Source organism: Brevundimonas sp. GW821-FHT09G01 (assembly GCF_059416065.1).
On the sequence record NZ_JBWKOL010000002.1, the window covers coordinates 142,191 to 166,550 of the forward strand.

General features: G+C 68.7%; 28 protein-coding genes. 9 read left to right on the forward strand and 19 right to left on the reverse strand.

Annotation, left to right across the window (positions count from 1 at the left end; genetic code table 11):
• The first annotated feature begins 98 nt into the window (after positions 1 to 98).
• Entirely contained in the window at positions 99 to 806 is a 708-nt protein-coding gene (locus AC07NB_RS05470; protein WP_494571225.1) for a hypothetical protein, read from the forward strand.
• A 1-nt stretch (position 807) separates the two neighbouring features.
• Here AC07NB_RS05470 and flhA read toward each other — a convergent pair whose 3' ends face one another.
• The 11 genes from flhA to AC07NB_RS05525 all read right to left on the reverse strand — a co-directional run bounded on the left by flhA (position 808) and on the right by AC07NB_RS05525 (position 11,660).
• Positions 808 to 2,898 (reverse strand): flagellar biosynthesis protein FlhA, encoded by a 2,091-nt coding sequence (gene flhA / locus AC07NB_RS05475; protein ID WP_291839434.1) that lies wholly within the window; start codon positions 2,896 to 2,898, stop codon positions 808 to 810.
• A 13-nt stretch (positions 2,899 to 2,911) separates the two neighbouring features.
• Positions 2,912 to 3,835, reverse strand: coding sequence for a class A beta-lactamase (gene bla, locus AC07NB_RS05480; protein WP_494571226.1), 924 nt, complete (start codon positions 3,833 to 3,835; stop codon positions 2,912 to 2,914).
• 3 nt (positions 3,836 to 3,838) lie between these two features.
• Positions 3,839 to 5,236 carry a sigma-54-dependent transcriptional regulator FlbD gene (gene flbD / locus AC07NB_RS05485; RefSeq protein ID WP_492313840.1) on the reverse strand — a complete coding sequence of 466 codons (1,398 nt, stop codon included), beginning with the start codon at positions 5,234 to 5,236 and terminating at the stop codon, positions 3,839 to 3,841.
• A 59-nt stretch (positions 5,237 to 5,295) separates the two neighbouring features.
• Entirely contained in the window at positions 5,296 to 5,628 is a 333-nt protein-coding gene (gene fliN, locus AC07NB_RS05490) for a flagellar motor switch protein FliN (protein ID WP_291832583.1), read from the reverse strand.
• Positions 5,628 to 6,278 carry a FliH/SctL family protein gene (locus tag AC07NB_RS05495; protein WP_494571227.1) on the reverse strand — a complete coding sequence of 217 codons (651 nt, stop codon included), beginning with the start codon at positions 6,276 to 6,278 and terminating at the stop codon, positions 5,628 to 5,630. The genes fliN and AC07NB_RS05495 overlap by 1 nt, the downstream gene beginning before the upstream one ends.
• A 1-nt stretch (position 6,279) precedes the next feature.
• Positions 6,280 to 7,305 (reverse strand): flagellar motor switch protein FliG, encoded by a 1,026-nt coding sequence (fliG, locus tag AC07NB_RS05500; protein WP_492314088.1) that lies wholly within the window; start codon positions 7,303 to 7,305, stop codon positions 6,280 to 6,282.
• Positions 7,306 to 7,319: 14 nt separating this feature from the next.
• Positions 7,320 to 8,966, reverse strand: a complete 1,647-nt coding sequence (gene fliF / locus AC07NB_RS05505; RefSeq protein WP_291832576.1) for a flagellar basal-body MS-ring/collar protein FliF — start codon at positions 8,964 to 8,966, stop codon at positions 7,320 to 7,322.
• A gap of 95 nt (positions 8,967 to 9,061) precedes the next feature.
• Positions 9,062 to 10,138, reverse strand: a complete 1,077-nt coding sequence (flhB, locus tag AC07NB_RS05510) for a flagellar biosynthesis protein FlhB (RefSeq protein WP_291832573.1) — start codon at positions 10,136 to 10,138, stop codon at positions 9,062 to 9,064.
• A complete protein-coding gene (fliR, locus tag AC07NB_RS05515; RefSeq protein WP_492313843.1) occupies positions 10,131 to 10,901 on the reverse strand; it encodes a flagellar biosynthetic protein FliR in 771 nt (256 codons plus the stop codon). The genes flhB and fliR overlap by 8 nt, the downstream gene beginning before the upstream one ends.
• Positions 10,902 to 10,908: 7 nt before the next feature.
• Positions 10,909 to 11,172, reverse strand: a complete 264-nt coding sequence (fliQ, locus tag AC07NB_RS05520) for a flagellar biosynthesis protein FliQ (RefSeq protein ID WP_291832566.1) — start codon at positions 11,170 to 11,172, stop codon at positions 10,909 to 10,911.
• A 92-nt stretch (positions 11,173 to 11,264) separates the two neighbouring features.
• Positions 11,265 to 11,660: a MarR family winged helix-turn-helix transcriptional regulator gene (locus AC07NB_RS05525; RefSeq protein WP_492314089.1), complete on the reverse strand. Its 396-nt coding sequence runs from the start codon at positions 11,658 to 11,660 to the stop codon at positions 11,265 to 11,267.
• 233 nt (positions 11,661 to 11,893) lie between these two features.
• On the opposite strand from AC07NB_RS05525, the gene AC07NB_RS05530 reads away from it, so the two are divergent.
• The 4 genes from AC07NB_RS05530 to AC07NB_RS05545 all read left to right on the forward strand — a co-directional run bounded on the left by AC07NB_RS05530 (position 11,894) and on the right by AC07NB_RS05545 (position 14,878).
• The gene (locus AC07NB_RS05530; protein WP_494571228.1) at positions 11,894 to 12,460 is read left to right on the forward strand and encodes a DUF308 domain-containing protein; all 567 of its coding nucleotides are present in this window, start codon (positions 11,894 to 11,896) and stop codon (positions 12,458 to 12,460) included.
• Positions 12,461 to 12,524: 64 nt separating this feature from the next.
• Entirely contained in the window at positions 12,525 to 13,100 is a 576-nt protein-coding gene (gene folE / locus AC07NB_RS05535; protein WP_291832556.1) for a GTP cyclohydrolase I FolE, read from the forward strand.
• A 60-nt stretch (positions 13,101 to 13,160) separates the two neighbouring features.
• On the forward strand, positions 13,161 to 13,673 hold the full coding sequence (locus tag AC07NB_RS05540) for a hypothetical protein (protein ID WP_291832553.1): 513 nt from the start codon (positions 13,161 to 13,163) through the stop codon (positions 13,671 to 13,673).
• 125 nt (positions 13,674 to 13,798) lie between these two features.
• Positions 13,799 to 14,878 (forward strand): acyltransferase family protein, encoded by a 1,080-nt coding sequence (locus AC07NB_RS05545; RefSeq protein WP_494572562.1) that lies wholly within the window; start codon positions 13,799 to 13,801, stop codon positions 14,876 to 14,878.
• A 7-nt stretch (positions 14,879 to 14,885) separates the two neighbouring features.
• Here AC07NB_RS05545 and AC07NB_RS05550 read toward each other — a convergent pair whose 3' ends face one another.
• The 5 genes from AC07NB_RS05550 to flgB form a co-directional block, all read right to left on the reverse strand.
• Positions 14,886 to 15,335 carry a GFA family protein gene (locus AC07NB_RS05550; protein ID WP_492313847.1) on the reverse strand — a complete coding sequence of 150 codons (450 nt, stop codon included), beginning with the start codon at positions 15,333 to 15,335 and terminating at the stop codon, positions 14,886 to 14,888.
• On the reverse strand, positions 15,332 to 15,718 hold the full coding sequence (locus tag AC07NB_RS05555) for a VOC family protein (RefSeq protein ID WP_291832544.1): 387 nt from the start codon (positions 15,716 to 15,718) through the stop codon (positions 15,332 to 15,334). Before AC07NB_RS05555 ends, AC07NB_RS05550 begins: the two co-directional genes overlap by 4 nt.
• Before the next feature lie 82 nt (positions 15,719 to 15,800).
• On the reverse strand, positions 15,801 to 16,100 hold the full coding sequence (gene fliE, locus AC07NB_RS05560) for a flagellar hook-basal body complex protein FliE (protein WP_291832542.1): 300 nt from the start codon (positions 16,098 to 16,100) through the stop codon (positions 15,801 to 15,803).
• A gap of 9 nt (positions 16,101 to 16,109) precedes the next feature.
• Positions 16,110 to 16,496, reverse strand: coding sequence for a flagellar basal body rod protein FlgC (gene flgC / locus AC07NB_RS05565; RefSeq protein ID WP_291832540.1), 387 nt, complete (start codon positions 16,494 to 16,496; stop codon positions 16,110 to 16,112).
• Positions 16,497 to 16,546: 50 nt separating this feature from the next.
• Complete coding sequence (flgB, locus tag AC07NB_RS05570) at positions 16,547 to 16,951, reverse strand: flagellar basal body rod protein FlgB (protein ID WP_494571229.1); 405 nt, start codon at positions 16,949 to 16,951, stop codon at positions 16,547 to 16,549.
• 150 nt (positions 16,952 to 17,101) lie between these two features.
• On the opposite strand from flgB, the gene AC07NB_RS05575 reads away from it, so the two are divergent.
• The 3 genes from AC07NB_RS05575 to AC07NB_RS05585 all read left to right on the forward strand — a co-directional run bounded on the left by AC07NB_RS05575 (position 17,102) and on the right by AC07NB_RS05585 (position 18,601).
• A complete protein-coding gene (locus AC07NB_RS05575; RefSeq protein ID WP_291832537.1) occupies positions 17,102 to 17,377 on the forward strand; it encodes a flagellar biosynthetic protein FliO in 276 nt (91 codons plus the stop codon).
• Between the two features lie 32 nt (positions 17,378 to 17,409).
• Positions 17,410 to 18,201 carry a flagellar type III secretion system pore protein FliP gene (gene fliP, locus AC07NB_RS05580; protein ID WP_291832588.1) on the forward strand — a complete coding sequence of 264 codons (792 nt, stop codon included), beginning with the start codon at positions 17,410 to 17,412 and terminating at the stop codon, positions 18,199 to 18,201.
• A 121-nt stretch (positions 18,202 to 18,322) separates the two neighbouring features.
• Entirely contained in the window at positions 18,323 to 18,601 is a 279-nt protein-coding gene (locus AC07NB_RS05585; RefSeq protein WP_492313850.1) for an HU family DNA-binding protein, read from the forward strand.
• Between the two features lie 43 nt (positions 18,602 to 18,644).
• Here the strand turns inward: AC07NB_RS05585 and AC07NB_RS05590 are convergent, their stop codons facing one another.
• Positions 18,645 to 21,494 carry a tetratricopeptide repeat protein gene (locus AC07NB_RS05590; protein WP_494571230.1) on the reverse strand — a complete coding sequence of 950 codons (2,850 nt, stop codon included), beginning with the start codon at positions 21,492 to 21,494 and terminating at the stop codon, positions 18,645 to 18,647.
• Positions 21,495 to 21,648: 154 nt separating this feature from the next.
• On the opposite strand from AC07NB_RS05590, the gene AC07NB_RS05595 reads away from it, so the two are divergent.
• On the forward strand, positions 21,649 to 22,056 hold the full coding sequence (locus AC07NB_RS05595; RefSeq protein ID WP_291832530.1) for a DUF983 domain-containing protein: 408 nt from the start codon (positions 21,649 to 21,651) through the stop codon (positions 22,054 to 22,056).
• A 5-nt stretch (positions 22,057 to 22,061) separates the two neighbouring features.
• On the opposite strand, the gene AC07NB_RS05600 is transcribed toward AC07NB_RS05595, so the two are convergent.
• Both AC07NB_RS05600 and AC07NB_RS05605 read right to left on the reverse strand, forming a co-directional pair.
• Complete coding sequence (locus AC07NB_RS05600) at positions 22,062 to 23,651, reverse strand: sensor histidine kinase (RefSeq protein WP_494571231.1); 1,590 nt, start codon at positions 23,649 to 23,651, stop codon at positions 22,062 to 22,064.
• A complete protein-coding gene (locus tag AC07NB_RS05605; RefSeq protein ID WP_291832527.1) occupies positions 23,648 to 24,358 on the reverse strand; it encodes a response regulator in 711 nt (236 codons plus the stop codon). The genes AC07NB_RS05600 and AC07NB_RS05605 overlap by 4 nt, the downstream gene beginning before the upstream one ends.
• Between the last annotated feature and the right edge of the window lie 2 nt (positions 24,359 to 24,360).

Here is a 24,360-nt window from a genome sequence, read left to right on the forward strand (position 1 = left end):
GCGCTTTGCCCTGTCCAGTCGCGCGCAGGGAGAAACTCTCGCCGAGTTGAGGATTTAGGGTAAAGATCGTCGGGTCTTGTTCGGGGGAAGAGGCGCAAATGGTCTGGTGGTGGTGGATCGTACCGGCGGTCGTGGGACTGATCGGCCTGGTGCTCTTGTTCAGGGGCCTGGGGGCCCTGTTCCGGGGCAAACTCGTCTCCGGCTTCCTGGGCGGCGTCGGCGGAGCCGGCTTCATGGCCGTGGCGGCGATCGCGGCGCTGCTGGCGCTGGACATCCAGACCTATTCGCGGCTGGTCTATGAGCGGCCGGTGGCGACCATCACCACCCGCCAGCTGGGCCCCCAGTATTACGAAGCCACCGTCATCCAGCCTGGCAATGGCGAGAACATGCCGGCGGCGACCAATCTGTATCCACTGCACGGCGACGAATGGCGCATCGAGGCCCAGGTCCTGAAATGGAAGCCGTGGGCCAATGTCCTGGGCCTGAACACCCAGTACCGGCTGGACCGCCTGTCAGGCCGTTATCAGTCCATCCAGCAGGAGATCAACGCCGAGCGCAGCGTGCATCCGCTGTCGATGACCGAGGCGGACAACGGCCTGCCGTGGAAGATCAGCACCTGGGATACGGCGCGGAAGTACCGCAAGTACGTCGACGCCGTGGACACCCTGTACGGCGGCGCGGCCTATATGCCGATGGCCGACGGGGCGCGCTACGACGTGTGGATCACCCAGTCCGGCCTGATCGCCCGCCCCGCCAACGACGTGGCCCGCAACGCCTCGGCCGGCGGCTGGGTCTCGGTGGACTGATCTAGACCGAGCCGATGGTCCGCAGGCGCGCCTTGGGGTGCACCTCGTTCTGGCTCATGACCACGGTCTGGCCGCGGAAGCGCTCGATGATGGAGCGCACGTAGGGCCGCACCTGCGGCCCGGTCAGCAGCACCGCCGTCTCGCCCGCCATGGCGGCCCGCTCGAACACGTCGCGGACAGCGCGGATGAAGTCCTGCAGGCGCGAGGGGGCCATGGCCAGTTGCTTGTCTTCCCCGGGGCCGATCAGGCTTTCGGCGAAGGCGGCTTCCCACTCGGGCGACAGGGTGACGATGGGCAGGGCGCCGTCGTCGCCCTTGTGCTGCCAGCACAGCTGGCGGGCCAGACGGGCGCGGACGTGCTCGACCAGGGTGGTGACCGAGCTGGTGTGCGGCGCGGCCTCGGCCAGCCCCTCCAGAATGGCGGCCAGGTCGCGGATCGAGACCTTCTCGCGCAGCAGGGACTGCAGGACGCGCTGCAGGGTGGTGACGGTGACCACCGAGGGGATCAGTTCGTCGACCAGCTTCTTCTCTTCCGTGCCCAGTTCCTTCAGCAGCTTCTGCACCTCGGCGTAGGAGAGCAGGTCGGCCATGTTCTCCTTGAGGATCTCGGTCAGGTGGGTGGTCAGCACCGTCGACGGATCGACGATGGTGTAGCCGCGGAAGGTCGCTTCCTCGCGCAGGCTTTCGTCGATCCAGGTGGCGGGCAGGCCGAAGGCGGGCTCGCGCGTGTGCTCGCCCGGCAGCTCGACCTGACGGCCGGCCGGATCCATGGCCATGAGGGAGCCCAGGCGCACCTCGCCGGTCCCGGCCTCCATCTCCTTGATCCGGATCGCATAGCCTTGGGTGCCCAGCCGCATGTTGTCCAGGATGCGCACCGACGGCATGACGAAGCCGTACTCCTGGGCCAACGAACGGCGCAGGGCGCGGACCTGGTCCGTCAGGCGGCGGCCCTCCAGATCGTTGATCAGCGACAGCAGGGAATAGCCCAGCTCGATCTTGACCTCGTCGATGGTCAGGGCGGTGCCGATGGGCTCCTCGACATCCTCCTTGGGACCGGCTGCAGCCTGGGCGATCTCGGCTTCTGTCGGCTGAGGCTTGAGCCGCTGGCGGCCCAGCCGCCAAGCCATGAAGCCCGCCCCCGCCGCCAGGGCCATGAAGGGGATCAGCGGCATGCCGGGGATGACGCCGATCAGGGCCGAGGCGGCCGAGACGACGCCCAGGCTGACGGGATTGGTGGCCAGCTGGCTGACGAAGGCCTTGTCCGCCGTGCCCTCGACGCCCGCCTTGGACACCAGGAAGCCGGCGGCGATCGAGATGATGATGGCCGGGACCTGGGTCACCAGGCCGTCGCCGATGGTCAGCTGGATATAGGTGTTGGCCGCCTCGCTGATCGGCATGCCGTGCGAGATGACGCCGATCAGGATGCCGCCGATGGCGTTGATGAAGGTGATGATCAGGCCGGCCACGGCGTCGCCGCGCACGAATTTGGACGCACCGTCCATGGCCCCGAAGAAGGTCGATTCCTGCTCCAGCTCCTTGCGGCGCAGCTTGGCCTGGTCTTCGGTGATCAGGCCGGACGACAGGTCGGCGTCGATGGCCATCTGCTTGCCCGGCATGGAGTCCAGGGTGAAGCGGGCGGACACTTCCGCGATCCGGGTCGAACCCTTGGTGATGACCACGAAGTTCACCACCAGGATGATCGCGAAGATGATCACCCCGATGATGAAATTGCCGCCCATCATCAGCTCGCCGAAGGCGGCGATGACTTGACCGGCGGAGGCGTGCCCCTCCTGCCCATGGGTCAGGATCAGGCGCGTCGAGGCCAGGTTCAGGCCCAGACGGAACAGGGTCGAGACCAGCAGCACCGTCGGGAAGATGGCGAAGTCCAGCGGCCGCTTCATCATCACGGCCGTCATCAGGATCAGCACGGACGAGACCAGCGAAATGGCCAGCAGCAGGTCCAGCAGGAATTTCGGCACCGGCAGGATCAGCAGCATGATCACGCCGATCACGCCGACGGCCATCAGCACCTCGCCGCGCATCAGCCAGCCGCGCATGTCCAGCGCGGTGGGACGGGCGTAGCCGTCCTTCATCAGGACGGGAGCGTCAGTCATGGCCGAGCGCCTTCAGCGTGATGCGGGTCGCCTCGGCGATGACCGCTTCGTTCTGCTCCGATGATGAAGAGCGGTCGGCGTGGTAGTAGATCGCCAGCGTGATCGGCGCGCCGGACGGGGGCGTAAGCACGCCGATGTCGTTGGTCGGACCATAGCCGCCGGTGCCGGTCTTGTGCGCCACGGTCCAACCGGCGGGAACGCCCGCCTTGATCCGGCCCGGACCGGTGGGAGTGTCGATCATCCAGCGGGTCAGGAGAGCCTTCGAGCTTGGGCTCAGCGGAGTCTCGGCCGAGACCAGCAGACGCTCGATGTTGTCCACGGACTGGGCCGGCGTAATCGTGTCCTTGTCGCCGTCCAGACGGTTCATTTCCGGCTCAAGCCGATCGACGCGCGTGCTGTCGTCGCCGATGCCCCGGTAGAAGGCGCGCAGAGCGTCCAGCCCCCCCATCTCGCGGATCAGGATGTTGGCGGCGGGGTTGTCGCTGAGCTCAACCGTCCCCTGCATCAGTTGCTGGACCGTCAGGGTCGAACCGACCGCCGGCTCCGTGGTGGGGGCATGGTTGAGCATGTCGGCGCGGGTGATCGGGATCGCCCGATCCAGACGTTCGTGACCGGCCTGCACCCTCAGCAGCGTCGCGGCGGCCAGGTACATCTTGAAGGTCGAGCAGTAGACGAACCGCTCACTGCTGCGCCAGACCACGCGACGACGGTTCGTGGTGTCCACGCCATCAAGGCCGATCCGTCCGCCATAGGTGGCTTCCAGGCCGGAGAGGTCGAGTTGCCGCGGCGGGCCGGCGAGCCTGTGGGGCGTGTCCGACTGAGGGCCAGCCGCCGCTTCAGGCGAGGGCCCGCACGCGGCCACAGCCAGCGCGCCGAGGCCGGTCAGGACGCTTCTGCGGTCCGTTCCCGTGGTCATGGATCAGGCGGCCGCGTAGCCGCTGGAGGCGACGCCCGACTGGGGCGCCGGGATCGACGTGCCCTCGTCGGCGTATTCGTTCAGCTTGTTGCGCAGGGTTCGGATCGAGATGCCCAGGATGTTGGCCGCGTGGGTGCGGTTGCCCAGGCAGTGCGACAGGGTGTCGAGGATCAGGGTCTTCTCCATCTGCGCGACGGTCTGGCCGACGTGCGAGCGGGTGACGACGTCGGCGGCGTGGGCCGCGCGGGCGGCGGGGCCGGCGTCAGCAGCGGCCGCGCCATAGGCGCCGGCGGTCAGCGGCTGGCCGTCCGGCAGGCGGATGGCCTCGACGTCGATCTCGGGCCCGACCGCCAGCAGCACCGCGCGGTGCATGGCGTTCTCCAGCTCGCGGACGTTGCCGTTCCAGCGGTGGGTGGTCAGGGCGCGCTTGGCTTCGGCCGAGATCGGACGCACCGGCACGCCGTTGGCGGCGGCGTATTTCTTGACGAAGTGGTCGGCCAGGGCCGCGATGTCGCCCGGACGCTCCCGCAGCGCCGGCAGGCGCAGGTTCACGACGTTCAGGCGGTACAGCAGGTCTTCCCGGAAGGTCCCCTCGCTGACCGAGCGGGCCAGGTCGCGGTTGGACGTGGCGATGATGCGGATGTTGACCGGAACGGGCTTGGTGCCGCCGACGCGGTCGATGATGCGCTCCTGGATGGCGCGCAGCAGCTTGGCCTGCAGGCGCACGTCCATTTCACTGATTTCGTCCAGCAGCAGGGTGCCGCCGTCGGCTTCCTCGAACTTGCCGATGCGGCGGGCCAGGGCGCCCGTGAAGGCCCCCTTCTCATGCCCGAACAGTTCCGACTCCAGCAGATTGTCCGGGATGGCCGCGCAGTTGACGCTGATGAAGGGGCGGTCGGCGCGCTTGGACCCGCTGTGCAGGTAGCGGGCCATGACTTCCTTACCGACGCCGCTTTCGCCGGTGATCAGGATCGAGGCTTCCGAGCGCGCGACCTGGTCGGCCAGCTGGATCACGTGCTTCATCGACGGATCGGCCGAGATCATCGGGCGCTCGTCGTCAGCGACCGCCGACAGCACCGCCGCAATCAGGTCGGCTTCCGGCGGCAGGGGGATGAACTCCTTGGCCCCCGCGCGGATGGCGTTGGCCGCGTCCGTGGCGTCGGCGTCGACGCCGCAGGCCACCACCGGCACGTGGATGCGCTCGTTCTCGTTGGCCGCGATCAGGGCGGCGATGTCCACGCGGTAATCGACCATCAGCAGGTCGGCCCCCTGCCCGCGACGCAGTTGCTCCGTTGCCTGATCGCCGCGCTCGACGTGCTGGACCTTGGCGCCGTGCGCCATGGCCATCTTCACCGCCGTCGCCAGCTGTCCGCTGAGCCTGCCAACCACCAGAAGCCGCATGGGTCTTCTCCTTCAAATCCTACGCACCGGTCCGCTCCGCGGGTCCGGGTGCAACACCGTCAGGCGTTGCTGTCCTCGATCTTGATGATTTCCGTCATGGTCACGCCCAGACGGTCCTCGACCACCACCACCTCGCCGCGGGCGACGAGACGGTTGTTGACGAAGATGTCGATCGCCTCCCCGACCTTGCGGTCCAGCTCCAGCACGCTGCCGCGATTCAGCTTCAGCAGCTGGGCCACGGACATGTGGGCCTTGCCCAGCACGGCGGAGATGTTGACGGGCACGTCGAAGACCGGCGCGAGATCGTGCGCGGTCTTGTCGGTGTGCTCTTCATGTTCTGCGAGGGCGGTGGAGTCCGGAAACTCCTCCAACGCCATGGTGTCGGTCGCCATCAGGACCTCCCGTTCAGGGTTTCAGCGTGCCCGGCCTCGGCGGCCAGGGCGGAGTTCAGCGCTTCGGCCATGCGGGCGAAAGCGTCGGCGGGATCGAAGTCGGCGCGTCCGTCGGCCCATTCCAGGCGGAAGGCGGCCGGGGGCAGGCCCGGCTCATCGCGGAAGGCGACGATGCCCGAGAAGCCCGCGTCGGCGCCCAGCTGCTGCAGACGGGCGCGGGTCTCGTCGGTCAGGTCGCCGGTGCGGATGACCAGGCGCGGCGAGGCGTCGATCTCCTGCCCCAGGGCTTCCAGCGCAGCCTGCAACGGCGCCTCCGGGAAGCGATCCAGAGCGGCGGCGGCGACGACCCGGGCGGCGGCCATGGCCAGCTCGGCCGACTGTTCGCGGTGAGCCTGGGCGATCTGGGTCAGGGCCGGCGCCGCGGCCTCGAGCGCCTGACCGATGCTCGACAGGGCCATGGCCTGGATGCTGGCGATCTCGGCCAGCGCCGTCTCGCGCGCCTCCACCGAAGCCTGCGCCACCAGCGCCTCGACCTCGCCCTGGGTCCAGGCGCGCTTGGTCGGACGCCAGCTCGAACCGCGCACGACCTCGCCGCCGGCGTCGAACTCGGTGTCGAAGAAGAAGGCTTTCGTTTCGGGTTGCGCGCTCATGTCAGTAAATCAACTCGTCGTCGCCGCCCTGGCCGACCAGCATGATCTCGCCCTTGGCGGCGAGATCCTTGGCGACCTGAACCATGGCCATCTGGGCCTGATCGACGTCCTTCAGACGGACCGGGCCCATCGACTCCATGTCTTCGCGCATGATCTTGGCCGCGCGCTCGGACATGTTGGAGAAGAACAGTTCGCGCAGGGTCTCGGAGGCGCCCTTCAGGGCCAGCCCCAGCGAATCCTTCTCGACCGCGCGCAGCAGGGTCTGGATGCCGCCCGGATCCAGCTTGGCCAGGTCCTCGAACACGAACATCAGCGCGCGGATGCGCTCGGCGGCCTCACGGTTGCGCTCTTCCAGCGCGCCGATGAAGCGGGCCTCGGTCTGGCGGTCGAAGCTGTTGAAGATGTCGGCCATCAGCTCGTGGCTGTCGCGCTTGGACGTGCGCGCCAGGTTCGACATGAACTCGGTGCGAAGGGTCTGCTCGATCTTGTCCAGGATGTCGCGCTGCACCGGCTCCATGCGCAGCATCCGCTGCACGCATTCCAGGGCGAAGTCCTCGGGCAGGCTGGTCAGCACGCGGGCGGCGTGGTCAGGTTTGATCTTAGACAGGATCACCGCGACGGTCTGCGGGTATTCGTTCTTCAGATAGTTGGCGAGAACGGCCTCGTTCACATTGCCGAGCTTGTCCCACATGGTCCGGCCGGCGGGCCCGCGGATTTCCTCCATCAGGGCGTCGACGCGATCGCCCGGCATGAAGGAGGCCAGCAGCTTCTGGGTCTGCTCATAGCTGCCCATGACCGCGCCCGAGCCGCTCATGCCCGAGACGAACTCGACCAGCAGCTCCTCGACGACGCTCGCGCTGACGGTGCCCAGCGAGGCCATGGCCTGGGAGATCTCCTTGATCTCCTCCTCGTCCAGCCCCTGCCACAGCTTGGTGTGGTCCTCGCCCAGCGACAGCAGGATGACGGCCGCCTTCTCGGGGCCGGTCAGTTTCCTGATGTCATCGACAGCAGGCTTCTTGGTGACCATGCGGGCGCCGGACATCAGCCTTCATGCACCCAGCTGCGGAGGATCGAGGTCGATTCCTCCGGGTGCTTCTCCACGAAGTCGGCGACCTTCTTGACCGACGACGCCTTCACCTGGCCCTCGATCCGGGCGATGTCGAGCCGCTGGTCCATCTCGGACGGACCGCCCAGTTGCGGCAGGGCGGAGCCCGCGCCGCCCACGATGGTGGTCTGCAGCGAGGTGACCGGCTGGCCGCCGGGCCCGGCCAGTTGCGGCTGGCCGCCCGCGCCCGCGCCGGCGCCGCCCGTGGCGGCCTTCAGCAGCGGACGCAGGACGAAGAAGATCAGCAGCAGGCCGGTGATCAGCAGCACCAGCAACTCCACGCCGCGCATCAGGTCGTTCTTGGTGAAGTTGAACAGGGGCGAGCCGCCCTCCTCGCCGCCCGCGGCCGCGACATCGCGGTTGAAGCGGACGTTCAGCACCTCGATCTTGTCGCCCCGGCTCTCGTCGATGCCGACGGCGGCGGCGACCAGGGACTTGATCTGGGCGATCTCCTCGGCGGTGCGCGCCGCATAGGTCGGCTCGCCGCCGTTGGCGCCCGGGGTCCACTTGCCGTCGACCGCGACCGAGACGGCCAGCTTCTTGATCTCTCCGGCTTCCTTCACCGTGGTCGTGGTGGTGTTGGAGATCTCGTAGTTGGTGGTCTCGGTGTTCTGGGTGTCGCGCGAGCCCTGCGGAGTCAGGCCCGGAGCCTGACCGCCCGGAATGTTGTTGGTCGCCGTCGCGCCACCGTCGGTCGCGCCGGTGGTGTCCTGGCTCTCCGAGCCGTTGGTCGAGGTCGAGCGGACGACCTGGCCGTCCGGATCGTAGCGCTGCTCCTGAGTGGTGGAGCGGGCGTGGTCGATCTCGGCGGTGACCTGCACCCGCGCGCCGCCGACGCCCACGACGCCCTCGACGATATCCTTGATGCGCGCCTGAAGCTGGGACTCGGTCTGGCCGCGCGCCTCTTCCGCCGACGCGGAGCTGAAGCCCTCGCCGGCGTTTCCGGCCGCGAGGGTGCGGTTCGAAGTGTCGGTCAGGGTGACCTTCTCAGGCTTCATATTGGGCACCGAGGAGGCGACGACGTTGCGGATGGCCTGGACCTGGGCGCCGGTCAGCTGGCCGCCCGTCACGCCGACGACCACGGCGGCCGTGGGCTCGGCGGCCTGGGACTGGAACAGTTCGCGGCGCGGCAGGGCGATCATGACCCGCGCCGACTGGATGCCGCGCATGGTCTGGATCGTGCGGGCCAGCTCGCCTTCGAGGGCGCGCTTTTCGTTGAGGTTCTGCTGGAATTCGGTCTGACCCAGCACCGACTGGTTGTCGAAGATCTCGTAGCCGACGCTGCCGGAGGTCACGAGCCCCTTGCCCGCCACCAGCATGCGGGCTTCGCCCACCTGGTCGCGGTTGACGAAGATGGTCGAGCCGTCGCCCTTGGAGCTGTATTTGATGCCGGCGCCGTCCAGCGCCGTGGTGACTTCCGAGGCTTCGCGCAGGTCGAGGTTGGAATACAGCAGCGCATCCGGCGCCTGGCCGATCCGCAGCATGACGAAGACCAGCATGGCCGCGACGCCGGCGGCGACGCCCAGCACCACGGTCAGTCGACCGATCCCGAATCTCTGCAACGCCGCCGTGAAGCCGCCCACGCGCTCTAGCCCCGATACTCACGCGACTCTGGAACGACCCGCTGGGCAGAAAATGCCGGGCGCGTGGTAAACGCCGCGTTAAGGACGTTGACCAATCAGCGTTTCTTGCGCTGCCCCATGACGAAGCCGATCACTTTCGCGGCGGCTTCGAAATGCTCGCGCGGGATCGTCTCGTCCACATCGACGGCGGCGTAAAGGGCGCGGGCCAGCGGCACGTTCTCGATGATCGGCACATTGTGCTCGCGCGCGAGCTCGCGGATCCGCAGAGCCAGGGCGTCGACGCCCTTGGCCACGCAGACCGGCGCGGCGTCGCCCTCGGTGGGCTCGTAGCGCAGGGCGACCGAATAGTGGGTCGGGTTGGTGACGATGACCGTGGCCTTGGGCACGTTCTGCATCATCCGCTGGCGGCTGCGCTGGGCCCGGATCTGCTTCAGCTTGGCCTTGACGTGCGGGTCGCCCTCGGACTGCTTGTAGTCTTCCTTCAGCTCTTCCTTGGACATCTTCATCCGCTCGTTGAAGCGGTAGCGCTGCCACAGATAGTCGGCGCCGGCGGTGAAGCTGAGGAAGATCAGGGCCGCGCTCATCAGGGCGATGGCCAGGTCGCGGGCCAGCGGCAGGATGGCGGCGGGCGGCATGGCCGCCAGGTTCTCGAACTCCCGGATATGCGGCTTCATCACCATCCAGCAGATGGCTCCGACGGCGATCAGCTTGAGGAAGGTCTTGATGAACTGCACCAGGCCATCCGGGCCGAAGATCCGCTTGAACCCCGCCATGGGGCTGACGCGCTCCCACTGCGGCTTCAGCTTTTCGGCGGTGAACATGATGCCGGACTGAGCCAGGTTGCCGCCCGCCCCGCCGATGATGGTGGCCAGCATGACCGCGCCGAGGAAGGGGGCGATGGCCCACAGGGCCTGGGCGCCGATCTCGACGCCGGCGCCCGTCTCCAGCCCGCCCAGCATGGTGTGCGGCGCGGCGATGAAGGGCAGCAGCTGCTCGGCCATCGAGGTCGCGAAATAGCCCCCCATCCCCAGCAGGACCGCCGAGGCGCCGAGCAGGGACGCGGCCGAGCCCACGTCCATGGACTTGGCGACATCACCCTTCTTTCGCGCGTCCGCTAGTTTTCGCGGTGTCGCCTCTTCTGTCTTCGACTCGGGATCGGCGCCTTCAGCCACCGGCGCCTCCCGCGAAGATCTGGGCCAGCGCCCGGTAGCGGTCGATGAAGACCGTGCCGAGCACGCCGAGGCTTAGGGCGAAGATCGACAGGCCCAGGATGACGCTGAGCGGAGCCGCGGCGAAGAAGACCTGGAACTGGGGCATGACCCGCCCGACCAGCCCCGAGGCGAGGTTGAAGATCAGGGCGAAGACCAGCAGCGGCGCCGACAGCTGGACGCCCAGCGCGAAACTGTCGCCCAGCGTGCGGATCGCCAGGGTGGCGAAGTCGCCGGTGACCAGAGGTCTGGCCGGAGCAATCAGCTCGTAGGAGCCGACCAGGCCCGCGATGAACAGGTGATGGGTGTTGGTCGCGAAGATCAGCGTCGTGCCCAGCAGCATCAGGAAGGCCGAGATGGTCGAACCGGGCTGGGCCTGCAGCGGGTTGGCCGTCTGGGCGAAGCTGAGGGTGGTCTGTAGCGAGACGATCTCGCCCGCCGTCGACAGGGCGGTCAGGAAGCTGCGCAGCAGGGCGCCGATCATCAGGCCCACGATGACCTCACGGATGATCCAGCCGGCCATGGCGCCCAGGGTCTGCGGCAGGGCCGGAAGCGCGCCCGCCACCACCGGCCACAGGGCCAGGGTCACGACGAGGGCGAAGGCCAGGCGGATGCGCGGCGGCACATAGCTTTCGCCGACGCCGGGCAGCATCAGCAGCACGGAGCCGATCCGCGCAAAGATCAGCGCGCCTTGCCAGACCTGATCAGAAGTGGCCCAGGGCTCCACCGGCCGGTCACATGCCGGCGATGCGGGCGGCGATCGTGCGCATGAAGCCGCCCAGCAGGGCGCCCATCAGCGGCAGAAACAGCAGCAGGGAGATGAAGATGGCGATGATCTTGGGCGCGTAGATCAGGGTCTGCTCCTGGATCTGCGTCAGGGCCTGCACCAGGCCGATGACCACGCCGACGACCAGCCCGACCAGAAGGATCGGCGCGCACAGCTGGATCGTCAGCCACAAGGCGTCGCGGCCCACATCCAGAACTTCCGCGCCGTTCATTCCACGCTCCACAGGCCGCAGGACGCGCAGCCGAACTGGGCAAGAAATGCCGGGAGTGTGGTTAACAGGGTGCTAACCGGAGGCGCCGCACCTCAGCTATGAGGACGATCGGCGACGAAACGGGCCACCGAGTCCCGGAACGCCTGAACATCCTTGTTCAGCTGCACCAGCTTCTGGACGCTGAGGCCGGCGGAGGCGAACAGGGTCTCGCCGAGACAGGTGCTGCGCGCCTGCATGTCCCGCCCCGCGTTCGTAAGGCGCACGACCACCTGACGTTCATCGGCCGGATTGCGGATGCGGGACACCAGGCCGGCTCCCTCCATCCGCTTCACCAGAGGCGTCACATTGCTTGAATCCAGCCCCAGCCTGCCCGCGATCTCGCCGATGGTCAGGCCGTCGGCCTCCCAAAGGGCGCCGAGCACCAGATACTGGGGATAGGTGATCTCCAGCGCGTCCAGCAGCGGTTTGTAGGCGCGATTGATCGCCATGCTCGCCCCGTACAGCGAGAAGCAGAGCTGCTGGTCCAGGGTCAGGGTTGGGGCAGGATTGGGCAAAACGACTCCTCAGACGGCTCCCGAAGCGAATCCGGGCCGCCTCAAAACATATCGCGACATATAATCCCTGGACAGAGGCGAGCCACCTCGATAGTTATTATATGTCAAGACATATTATGTCGCAGCATATCACACCCTCCCCGCTTCCTCATCCCCAAGGATTTCGCATGGCCGCCCCCGCTCCCAGCCCCGAACGCGCCGCCGCATTGACCCGCTACTACTTCCTCAGGGCGGGCGTCTCCGCCGCCTGGGTCGCGGCGGCCTTCACCATCGGCGGGGCCAATCCCCTCATCGGAGGCGTGCTTCTGGTCCTCTATCCGGCGTGGGACGCCGTCGCGAACGCGCGGGACGCCTTGGCGAACGGCGGCCTGCGCGCGAATCCGGCCCAGGCCCTGAACCTGGGAGTCAGCGCCGTCGTCGCGCTCGGCGTCGCCCTGTTGATGCAGGTCGATATGGCCCGAGTGCTTCAACTGTTCGGGGCCTGGGCCATCCTGGCGGGCCTGCTTCAACTGCTGGCGGGCGTTCGCCGCTGGCGCGCCTATGGGGCGCAGTGGGCGATGATTCTGAGTGGAGCCCAGTCCGCGCTGGCGGGCGGGTTCTTCATCCAGCAGTCCTTCGCTCCCGTGGTTCCTTCGGTCCTCACGACCGTCGCGCCTTACGCCGCGTTCGGCGCCTTCTACTTCCTCGTCTCGGCCATCGCCCTGACGATCCGGAACCGGCGGCGGAAAGCGTGAAATCAGGGGGAGGTTCGTTTCGTCGAGCCTCCCCTTTCGCGTTCTCCCCCTCTATGAAGGCCCCATGACCAAGCCGACCATCACCCAGTCCGACGCCGAAGCCGCCGTTCGCACCCTGATCGAATGGGCGGGAGACAATCCCGACCGCGAGGGCCTGCTGGACACGCCGGCGCGGGTGGCGCGCAGCTACAAGGAGCTGTTCGAGGGCTATGAGGTCGAGCCCCGCGCCTATCTGGAGCGGACCTTCGAGGAGGTCGGCGGCTACAACCAGATGGTCGTGCTGAAGGACATCCGCTTCGTCAGCTTCTGCGAGCACCATATGCTGCCGGTCGTCGGCGTGGCCCACGTCGGCTACCTGCCGACCGACCGCGTCGTCGGCATCTCCAAGCTGGCGCGCGTGGTCCGCGGCTATGCCCGGCGGCTGCAGATCCAGGAGAAGATGACCTCCGAGATCGCCCTGGCCATCGAGGAGGTGCTGCGTCCTCAGGGCGTCGGCGTGGTCATCGAGGCCGAGCACAGCTGCATGACCCTGCGCGGCGTCAACGCCCCGGGCGCCAGCCTGACCACCAGCCACCTGAGCGGCGTCATGCGCGACGATCCGCGGACCCGGGAAGAGTTCCTGCGGCTGACGCGGACGTAGAACGCTGGTCTTCGGTCGAGCGATCGACCACTGTCCCCCGGCAACGCGCGGGGGACGACCATGGGACTTTTCGACTTCCTGACCGGAACGCGCTCACCGCCCGCCGGGACCAAGCGCCAGTCCACGACCGACCTGCGCAAGCGCCTGATGGCCGTCAACCGCGCGACGGCGCCCTTCGTCATCCGGGACGGGAAGAAGGAAGGCGTCGACATGGTCGCCGAATGGCGGATCGTCGACGCCAAATGGTACGAGTTCTTCGCCAAGGCCGGCATCAAGAAGGTGTTCAAGGTCCTGATGAAGTTCGACGAGGCCAAGGGCGAGGTCCGGTCCGTCGATGAGTTGTGGGAAGTCGAATGGCGGGCCGGCGTGCCGACGCTGAGCGCCCGGGGCAGCGCCTCGCGCGGCCAGACGTTCGAAAAGAGCTTCGAGACCGTCTACGCCTTCCGCGAGGACGGATCGTTCGGCGAGGTCTACGACTACGCGTTCGACACCACCGAAATCAAAAACCCGGTGCGGGCCGCCGTCCTTGAGGCGGGCTGGCGCTGGCGCGGCGTCGCCTTCGGCAAGCTGTAACCCGGGGCCGTCACGGCCCGGTCCTTGCGGAATTCGCCTCGAAGGAGGCCCTTCCCATGGCCTGGACCGCGATTTCGACCCGAAATGAAACACCCCCCATCGTTCGGGGCGGCTGGCTCGACGCGTTGCGTTTCATTGTGGCCAGCCTGATCATCCTGCATCACTTCCAGATGTCGGCCCCCGTGCCGCTGGCCGAAGGGCTGCATCCGGTGTTCGAGCGGGGCGGCTTCCTGCTGACCAACTTCTTCCTGATCGACAGCGGCTATGTGCTGATGCGGGTCTACGGCGCGTCGGTCGCCAAGGGCTCGATGTCCGCGGGCGACTTCTTCCTGAAGCGCTATCTGCGCGTGCTGCCCGCTCACCTGATCATGGGCCTGTCGCTGGTCGCGCTGGTCGTCGTCGGCGGCGCCCTGGGGTTCGCGCCCCGGGCCCCCGAATGGTTCCGCTGGGACCAGCTGTGGGCCCAACTGACGCTCACCCAGGCCTACGGCGTTCCGGGCGGTTACGGCTGGAACGCGCCCAGCTGGTCGATCTCGGCCCTGGTCGGCTGCTACCTGGCCTTCCCGTGGATCCTGCGCCAGCTGATCAAGCTCGGCCCGTGGAGCGTGCTGGGCCTGGGCGTCGGCCTATATCTGCTGGCCAACCAGATCACCTGGACCTTGCTGGGCTATCCCGTCTACCAGATGCCCATGGGCTTCGGCTTCTTCCGCGCCCTGCCGCTGTTCGTGCTGGGCATGTCGCTGGCCTGGTTCGCCCAGAAGGTCTGGATCGCGCCGAAGCTGGCGGGCTGGGCCGGGATCGGCGCGGCCCTGCTGCTGGCCTTCGTCCAGTATTTCGACAAGCACGCCCTGATCTCGCTGGCGTGCATCTCGACCATCATCCTGGCCGCCGGCGCCACGCCGACGCCGCGCCCCTCCAAATTCGTAGAGAAGGCCGCCCAGGTGTCATTCTCGATGTTCATCACCAACGAGGTCGTGCGCATCGCCTGGTTCGGGGTCGCCAATGTGCTGATCGCCAAATTCGCCCTGCCCTCGCCGGTGCAGTGGGCCCTGTGGTTCGCGGGCGTGGCGGCGGCCTTCGTCTTCGCCTTCCTGTTCCACCAGATCATCGACACCCCGATCCAGGACCGCGTTCGCGGCTGGCTGAAGTCGCGCCGTCGGTCGGCCCCGGTCGTCGGACAGCCGGTGGTGTCGCTGGAAGGCTGAGTCCCGGCTACATGTAGCCGGTGATCGCCGGCGCCCTGCCCCATTCGTCGGCGGCGCCGTCCTCGTAGCGGATCGGCGCCTCGGCCAGTTCCTCGGGGCTGACGTCGTCCAGCGCGGCGACGTTCACGCACACGAAGTCTCCGCCCATCACCGGCTCGCTGGCGAGGACGAACGCGTAGATCCCGCAGGTCTTGCAGAACGTGTGATCGATCCCGCCTTCGCCGAACCGGTAGTGGGTCAGGTTGTCCGCGCCCTCCAGCAGCCGGAAGGCCTCGGACGGCACGTGGTTCTTCCACATCCGGGTCTTGCGGCAGATCGAGCAGTTGCAGCGCAGCGTGGTCGCGTACCACGGCCCGGGCCGAAGCTGCGGCGAGCGCTGTCCCTCAGGCGCCAGATCGATCTCGCACTCGAACTTCACCGCTCCGCAATGACAGCTGCCGCGCCTCGTCCGGATCATTCCATGCCCTCGATCAGATGAAGAATATTGCCGTCCGGATCCTTGAACCAGACCAGCTTCATGGGGCCAGCCTCGTGGATGTCTCCGTTCAGGGTCAAGCCCATGTCGGGATAGTGCTCGAACGTCACGCCCTTCGCCCTCAGGTCATCCACCACCGCGAGGAGATCGCCCTTCATGTCCCAGGTGACGGCGTTGGCCTTGTTCGTCCCGGCGAAGTCGGACCTGTAGACGGTCAGATGCGTCGCCCCGGTGCGGAACCCCAGCACGCCCTGGTCCTCGCTCCCACCGTCGCGGGTCAGGCCCAGGGTATCCTCGTAGAACGCCCGGGCGCGAGCCAGATCGCTGACGGCGACGATGGCGGACGCGTTGCGGTCCTTCAGCATGACGGTCTCCCTTTCGATATGGGAGAGGCAGCGTCCGGGCCGCGGATCCGGTTCCCGGCTCAGCTCGAACAGGCCGCCGCCGTCAGATCGGCATCCGCATGATTTCCTGATAGGCGGCAATCACCTGGTCGCGGACGGCCATGACCGTTTCCAGCGAGGCCTCGGCCGAGCTGACGGCGGTGACCACGTCGATCAGGCTGCCCTGCCCCTGCACGGCGGAGGCCATCTGGCCCTCGGCGGCGCGCGAGGTCTGGGTCATGTCGCCCATGACGTTGGTCAGCATCTCGGCGAAGCCGGACTGCTCGGGCGCGGCGGCCGGCGCGGTCGGCATCGCCCCGCCCTGGATCGCCGAATAGGCCTTGGCCGCCATCATGGGGTTCATGGGTCAGCCCTACTTCTTGATGATGTCGAGGGTGCGCGCGTCCATCGACCGCGCCGTCTCGATGACGTTCAGGTTGGCCTCATAGGCCCGCTGGGCCTCGCGCATGTCCATGGCCTCGACCAGGGTGTCGACGTTGGGCCGCAGCACATAGCCTTCGGCGTTGGCCGCCGGGTGCGATGGGTCGTACTCGGAGCGGAAATCGCCCTGATCCGGTCGGACCTCGGCCAGGGTCACGCCGGTGGCGCCGTCGATTTCGCGCGCCTGGAAGACGGGGATCTGGCGGCGATAGGGCTCGCCGCCCGCAGTCTGGGCCGTCGACTGCGCGTTGGCGATGTTCTCGGCGATGATGCGCATGCGCGACTGCTGCGCCTTCAACGCGCTGGCCGCGACAGCCATGGCGCTGTTTCTCGGGGGGACGGGATCAGGCATCGGCTATTCCCTGTTTATCAACGGCCGGGCGCGCGGGCGGCCATGCGGAGCATCTGCATCGACTTCTGATAGAAGCCGATGGCGGCGTCGTAGGACATGCGGCTCTCGGCCATCTTCAGCATCTGCTCCTCGACCACCACGGCGTTGCCGTCGAGCGTGGTCTCGGAGTCCGGCGCGGCGACGGCGTCGAAGCGCGCGCGCTGTCCCGCCGGGGCGATATGCATGGCGCTGGTCCGGGTCATCTGCAGGCCGCCGCCGCTGCGCAGGGCGGCGGCGAAGTCCTTCGACGCGTTCAGATCGCGGCCGACGTAGCCGGGCGTGTCCGCATTGGCCACGTTCTCGGCGATGACGCGCTGGCGCTCGTCCAGCCAGGACAGGCGGCCCTTGATCTGGCTTAGCAGCGGAAGGTCGGTGAAGCCCACGGGCGTCAAAGTCTCCGGGCGCGGATCGCCCACGGTTCGATGGGCAGAAAATGCCGCCTCCATGGTTAATGAGACGTTATCTCAACGAGACGTTAACCATGATCGCCGAAGTCTGACGCGCCGGAATCAGTCTTCGGCGGGGCCCGTCGCATGAACTTCCTCGATCTGCTCAGGGCCGTGTTCGCCCTGGCTTTCACCCTCGGCATCATCGGTCTGGCGGCCTGGGCGGCCCGGCGGTACGCCCCGCAGCTGCTGGCCAAGCTCAGCGCCGAGCGCGGCGAACGCCGCATGCAGGTGGTCGAGACCCTGGTGCTGGACCCCGCTCGCCGCCTGGTGCTGGTCAAGGTCGATAACGAGGAACGCCTGCTGCTGCTCGGCGAAGGCCGCGAGCTTATTGAGCCGCGCGGACCGGAGGCGGGCCGGTGAGCGGACGAGCCGGCCTGAAATCCATCTTCGTCATGCCGACGCGCGATGAGTTGAAGCGCGCGGCCCTGCTGTCCCTGCTGACCACCCTGCTCTGCCTGTGCTGGCCGCTCGCGGCCCTGGCCCAGGATGTCGCCGCCGGCGGCGCGGCGATCAATGTCGACCTGGGCACCGGCGCGGGCCTGACCGAGCGGGTCGTCCAGCTGGTCGGCCTGATGACCGTCCTGTCGCTGGCGCCGTCGATCGTGATCATGACCACCAGCTTCGTGCGAATCGTCGTGGTGCTGTCCCTGCTCCGCACCGCCCTGGGCATGCAGCAGTCGCCGCCCAACGCGGTGCTGGTCTCCCTGGCCCTGTTTCTGAGCGCCATCGTCATGGCTCCGACATGGCAGGACGCCTATGATTCGGGCATCCGACCCCTGCTGGACCAGCAGATGGAGCTGCCTCAGGCCTTCGATGCGGCGTCGGAACCTGTGAAGACTTTCATGCTCGGACAGGTCGATCAGGACGACCTCGCCCTGTTCACCCGACTGTCCAACATCGAGGCCCCGGCGCAGGCCGTGGACCTGCCCCTTCGGGTGGTCACTCCGGCCTTCATGATCAGCGAGTTGAAGCGGGCGTTCGAAATCGGATTTCTCCTTTTCGTTCCGTTCCTTGTGATCGATCTGGTGGTCGCCAGCGTGCTCATGTCCATGGGCATGATGATGCTCCCCCCGGTAGTGATTTCACTGCCCTTCAAACTGATCTTTTTCGTGCTCGTGGACGGTTGGAGACTGGTCGCCGGAAGCCTGGTCGAGAGCTTCCAGCGGGCGTCCGGAACAGGGTAAATCCCCAGCCCGTGGGGCTTACAGCGGCGATCCCGCTTGCCATCCCGAGAAAAAGCGGCGTTGATCCGTCCGTCATCGCCCTTGAATTGGGGGGCGAGCTTCAATCGGGAAACGACCCACAATGACCACTCAAGCCGAACTCATCGCCGCCGTCGCCAAAGACGCGGGCGTCAGCCAAGCCGACGCCGGCCGCGTCCTGGAAGCGATCGTGAAGAACATTCACAAGTCGCTGACCTCGGGCGGCGACGTCCGCATCTCGAACCTCGGCGTGTTCGACACCGCTGCCCGCGCCGCGCGCGAAGGCCGCAACCCCGCCACCGGCGCGACCATCAAGATCGCCGCCTCGAAGGCCGTCCGCTTCCGCGTCTCGAAGCCGCTGAAGGACGCCGTCAACGGCTAAGCCATTCGGCGACGGAGCCTGACGGCTCCGCTGCCAGGGCTATTCAGGAACGGGCGGGAGTCGCAGGGCGATTCCCGCCCGTTTTCTGTCTGAGCTCGGCTTTCATCTCGTTGACCCAGCCGGCGAAGGTGTCGGCCGAGGCGCTGAGCGCGGCGAAGTCGCCCGCCGAGGCCATGCCGTCCGGGCCGTCCAGCGCGATCGACAGGGCGACCTTGGACCGGGCTCCGGCCACGAACGGACGATAGTTGCGCGACAGCCGGCCCAGCGCGGCCGTGTCCTGCGCCAGCGAATAGCCGACCCCCGCGCGGATCAGCCGGGCTTCCTCGTCCTGGGTCAGGGCCGCCGGGTTGCGGTAACGCTCGCCCATCGCCGCTTCGTACAGGGCCGCCGCGCCGCCCCAGTTCTCCTGTTTCCAGAAGATCTCGGCCTTCACGGCCTTGGCGTCGGACGAGGCGTCCGCGCCCAGCACTTCCAGCGCGTGGTCGTAGCGGCCCAGGTTCATCAGGGCCCGGGCCTCCAGCGCCCGGCGCTCGGCGTTCAGGGGCGTGGGCAGCAGGGTCGAGCGCGAGCTCCAGATCGCCTGCAGCGCCTGCTCGGGCTGACGGTCCATCAGATAGACGGTGGCCAAATCGGTCGCGACCTGGGCCTTGGCGACGCCCTCCAGTCGGCTGTCGACCTGGTGCTTCAGCAGTTCGGCGGCCTGGTCCAGCAGGTCGACGTCGATCAGGCGGCGGGCCAGGCGGCGGACCATCTCGTCGCCGTCGGCGCCGATGGGGGTGAGTTCGCGGAAGTCGTAGAACAGGCCCAGCGCCTGCACCGGCTGCAGGCCGTCGGCGCCGCCTTCGAGGAACAGCATGCGGAAGGCGTTGTTCAGATCGATCGACAGGTCCGCCGCGCCCGGCAGGCGGCTCATGCGGCCGCCGGCGCCCTTCAGGGCCGTCAGCGCCTCGCGGTACAGCCCCTGAGACAGGTACAGCTTGCCCAGCTGACGGATGACGGCCAGCTCGGTGGCGTCGCCCCGCCAGCGCCAGCGCAGGGCTTCCAGCTCCTTGGCCGCCTCGTCAGGCTTCATTGTCCCGCGCTCGAGCGACAGGCGGATCAGACCCAGCTTGGCGGGCACGGCGACCTTGTCCAGCGGCGCGCGGCCGACGGCGCGATAGACGGCCAGCGCCCGGTCGCCCATGCCGTCCTGCTCGAACAGCCGGGCCTGCACGTTGCGGGCGGCCAGTTGGTCGGCGGCGGGCGCGTTCTGGCTGAAGGCGTAGGACAGCAGGGCGCGGGCGGCTTCCGGGTCGCCGCTTTCCAGCGCGGCCTCGGCGTGGGCGGCGCCGAAGCGGGCGCGCCAGATCGGCGGAAAGTCGTCGACCGCCCCGGCGCCGGCGTTGAAGGCCTGGCGCGCGGCGGCCCAGTCGCCCTGTTTCGAGGCGATATAGCCGCGCCACACCGCCGAAGCCGGATCCCCGGCGACGGCGGCCGAGGCGAAGTCGCCCTGGGCTTCGTCCAGACGACCGATGGAGGCCCGCGCCGCGCCGCGCAGACCGCGCACCTCGGGCTCGCCGGCCATGTTCGGCGCCTGGGCCACGATGGCGTTCAGCACGCCGATGCCCTCATAGGACAGGCCCGAACCGACCAGGAAGCGGGCGAAGGCCATGCGCGCCTCGATGGGCGCGCGCGGGTTCTCTCCGGCGACGGCGGACTCCGCGCCCGCCGCGTACTGCAGCTCGCGATAGCGGGCGGCGAAGGTGGCGTGGCCGGTGCTCTCCCAGCCCTCGACGATGAGGCCCGGATACTTGGCCTTGCGCGGCGCGCCCGGCTCGTCCTCGGCGGTCTCCAGCGCGGCCGAGGGCGCCGACAGGGTCAGGCCGCCCGGGCGGCTCAGGGTGACCAGGTCGCCGTCGGCCCGGATGGCCAGGTCGGACACCAGGGTCTCGACCGCCAGACCGTGCGCCGTCGGCAACAGGGACATGTCGAGGCTTTGCCGGCTGTCGGCGAAGCCCTTGCCGGGCGCCAGGGCGGTGACGGCGGCGAAGCGGTCGCCGGCCATCGGATCGGTCAGCCAGATGGCCTTGGTCGCCCCGGCCATGCGGGCGACCAGAGCGGGCTCCCCTGTATCGTCGCGATCAACGGTGACGCCGCCGGCCGAGGCCGCCGGGCCGCCGATGCTGACGGTCCAGGTCGAGCCGTTCGAGGTCGCCGACACCCGCAGGGCGCGCGGCGCGGCGATACGGACGGCGACGTGGTCCGGACCGGCGGTCCAGTGGGCGCCGGTGGCCGGGCCCAGCGCCTTGGCCCCGCCCATGTCGAGGCGGGCGGGGGTATCGAACACCACCCATACCGCGTCGCCCCGGCGGAAGACCGCGGCGCCGACCGGCCGTTCCCACTTGAAGTCGAGGCTGACCTTTTCCGGGCTGACATGCGAGACCACCGGCACGACCGCGGCCTGGGCGGCCGCGACCGGCGCTACGGGCGCCTCGGGGGCGGTGGCGTAAAGGTTGACGAAGACCGCGCCGTCGGCTGAACCGGTGCGCACATCGGCGCCCTCGGCCAGGGTCAGGACCAGCTCGGTGCCGCCGCGCACGGCGCGGGTCTCGACCTTCTCGACCCCGCGTGGCGGATCGACGCGCAGGCGTGAAACATCAGGGGCGGCTGTGGCGCCGATGCGCACGATGACCGTCCGGCCCTCACGCCGGACTTGCGACCGGGCGCCGATGACGCCGGCGAACTCTACCCGGGTGAAGGCCTCATTGGCGCCGATGCGAATGGTGACCGGATCCAGGGCCGCGCCGGCTTCCTGAGCATAGAGCGGCGCCAGCGGGGCGAGCACCACCGCGCCGGCCGCGGCTGCGGCCACGGTCGACTTCAGGATGCGCTTGCTGGAACGGGCCCCGGACATGCGCGCGCACCCTCGCGCGACGCCCCTTTAAACGCGGTTAACGGATGGTGACTGGACCCCGGCGCGCCACCGGTTTCCACACCGCGACAAACGGCCCCGGTTGCACCCGTCCCTCAACAGGCCGACATGCAGGCCATTGAGGAACCGGAACGCCATGAGCGACCCTGTCTATCCGCCGCTGAGCACCCTGAAGACCGGCCTGCGCTGCCGCTGCCCGCGCTGTGGCGAGGGTCCCCTGCTGCGGGGCTTCCTCAAGATCCGCGACAACTGCCCGAAGTGTGGACTGGACTTCAGCTTCGCGGACCCGGCGGACGGCCCGGCCTTCTTCGGCATGAGCCTGGTCGGCGTCATCGGCATGGCCCTGTTCATGTGGTTCGAGTTCACCGTCCACCCGCCGGTCTGGGTGCATTTCGCGGTCACCATGCCGCTGCTGGTCCTCGCCTGCCTGGCCGTGCTCCGCCCGCTCAAGGGCTGGCTGGTGTCGGAACAGTACATCCACAAGGCGGCCCCGCCGGAGTGGGAAAGCATCGGCAAGCACGGCGACGGGTCGAAGTGGCGCTGAGCGCCTTAGCGTTCCGCCACCGGTAGTCCGATCTCGAACACCGCCCCGCTCTCGGACGGCGCCAGGTCCAGCGTCGCCTGATTGGCGGCCAGCAGGGCGCGCGCGATCGACAGGCCGAGGCCGGCCCCGCCCTCGCTGCGCCGGGTTGTGAAGAAGGGCTCGAAGATGCGTCGTGCATCCGCCGGCGCCACGCCGGGGCCGTCGTCCGACACCGACAGAATGACCGAGTCGCCCGCCACCCGCGCCGCGATCCGAACCGCCTTCGCTCCTGCCTGGCGGCTGTTTTCCAGCATGGTCGAGACCACCACCTCCAGCGTCGCGGCGGGCGCGGCCACCGGCGGCAGGTCCCCGGGCAGGTCCAGGGTGATGTTCAATCCCGGCGAGCAGGCGTCGACGGACTTCAGCAGGGGCGGCCTCAGGTCGACCGACAGCCCCGCCTCGGGCCGGGCCATGTCGGCGCGGGCCAGGTCCATCAGCCGCGTCACCAGCCCCGACAGCCGCCGCCCGTCCGCGGCGATGTTGTCCAGGAATTTGCGCCGCCGCGCGGGCTCCATGTCCTCGTGATCCTGCAACAGCTCGACCGCGCCCTGGATGCCGGCCAGGGGCGTCTTGAACTCGTGGCTGACGGCGGCGGCGAAGTCGCGCAGGTAACGGGAGCGACGCTCCACCGCCTCGGCCATGATGCCGAAGTCCTCGTACAGGGTCCGGATCTCGATGGCGGCGGTGCTGGGCGGCGGCGGCACCGACCCGCCCCCGCTGGCGACCTCGCGCGTGACCCGGCTGAGCGCCTCGATCGGCCGGGCGATGCCCCGCGACACCAGCACCGCCAGGAAGGCGATGAAACCCAGCACCCCGACGATGCCCAGCGCGATCTTGATGCGGTCCTGGTAGATGCCCCGAAACAGGGCGCGCGGCGACCGGGAGACCAGGATCACCCCCTCGACCTGTCCGTTCACCACTACCGGCCGGGCGTGATGGATGCGCAGGGCCGAGGCGCGGCTGAGCCACTCCCACGAATAGCGTGGATGATAGGCGGCGTTCCGGCGCAGCATCGTCGCGGGTCGCCCGGACAAGGCCGCGTGGACCTCCGGGATGTCCTTCCAGCTGCCGCCTTCGCCGAAGCCGCGGACCACCACCCCGTTGCGGTCCAGGAAGATGATCGAGGCCAGCGTCGTGCGGCTGGTCTCCTGCATCACGACGTCCAGACGGCGGCCGACGATGACGGCCTCCGGAGCCGGCGGGCCGGAGGGTCGAGCGGGCGGACGGGCGGGCAGTATCGGGGTTGAACCCAGGTCGATGGTCGCCGCCTCGGGCTGGTACCAGCCGGGCGCCAGCCGCTGCGCCGCGGTCGGCGCGGTGAGGCGCGAGCCCGGCCACAACGCCTCCGCCGTGGCCGACAGGGCGGCGGTCTGCGCCACCAGCTCCGCCTCGGTCTGGCGCACCAGGGTGTTCTCGTAGACCCGCAGGAAGATGGCCGCGAAGCCGGGCAGAAGGGCCGCGAACAGCAGCACCGACAGCAGGATGGTCCGCAGCCTCAGGGCCGGCCAGTGCCGCCGCACGAACAGCCGGAAGCGCCCGGGCGGCTTGTCGCTCACGCCGCCGCGCCGACGCAGGGTCCGAGCTGGTAGCCGAGGCCGGGCCGGGTCTCGACCACGTCGCCGCCGCCCACCGCCGCGAACTTGCCGCGCAGGTTGCGGACATGGCTGTCGATGGTCCGGTCGGTCATCGCGAAGCCGGGGCCGTGCACCCGGTCGATGATGGCGTCGCGGGTGAAAACCATGCGGGGCTGGGCCGCCAGCACCCGCACGATGGCGAACTCGGTCACCGTCAGCGGCACCTCGGCTCCGCCCCAGGCGGCGCGCCAGCCTTCGGCGTCCAGCGTCAGCCGGCCGTAGCTCACCGCCCCCGACGGCAGGGGCGCCGGCGTACGTGCCGTGCGCCGCAGGATGGCGGCCACCCGCGCCACCACCTCGCGCGGGCTGAAAGGCTTGGTGACATAGTCGTCCGCGCCCAGCTCGATGCCCAGCACCCGGTCGAACTCGTCGTCGCGCGAGGACAGGAACAGCACCGGCACGTCGCCCCTGGCGCGCAGGCGGCGGCAGGTCTCGATCCCGTCCATGCGGGGCATGTTGATGTCCAGCACCACCAGATCGGAAGGATGGGCCTCAAGATCGCTCAGGGCCGCCTCCCCGTCCGCCGCCTCGCGCGTGGCGAGGCCGGCCTTGCGCAGGGCGAAGGTCAGAAGATCGCGGATGTGGGGGTCGTCATCGACCACCAGGACAGTGCGCTGCATGATCGCCATGT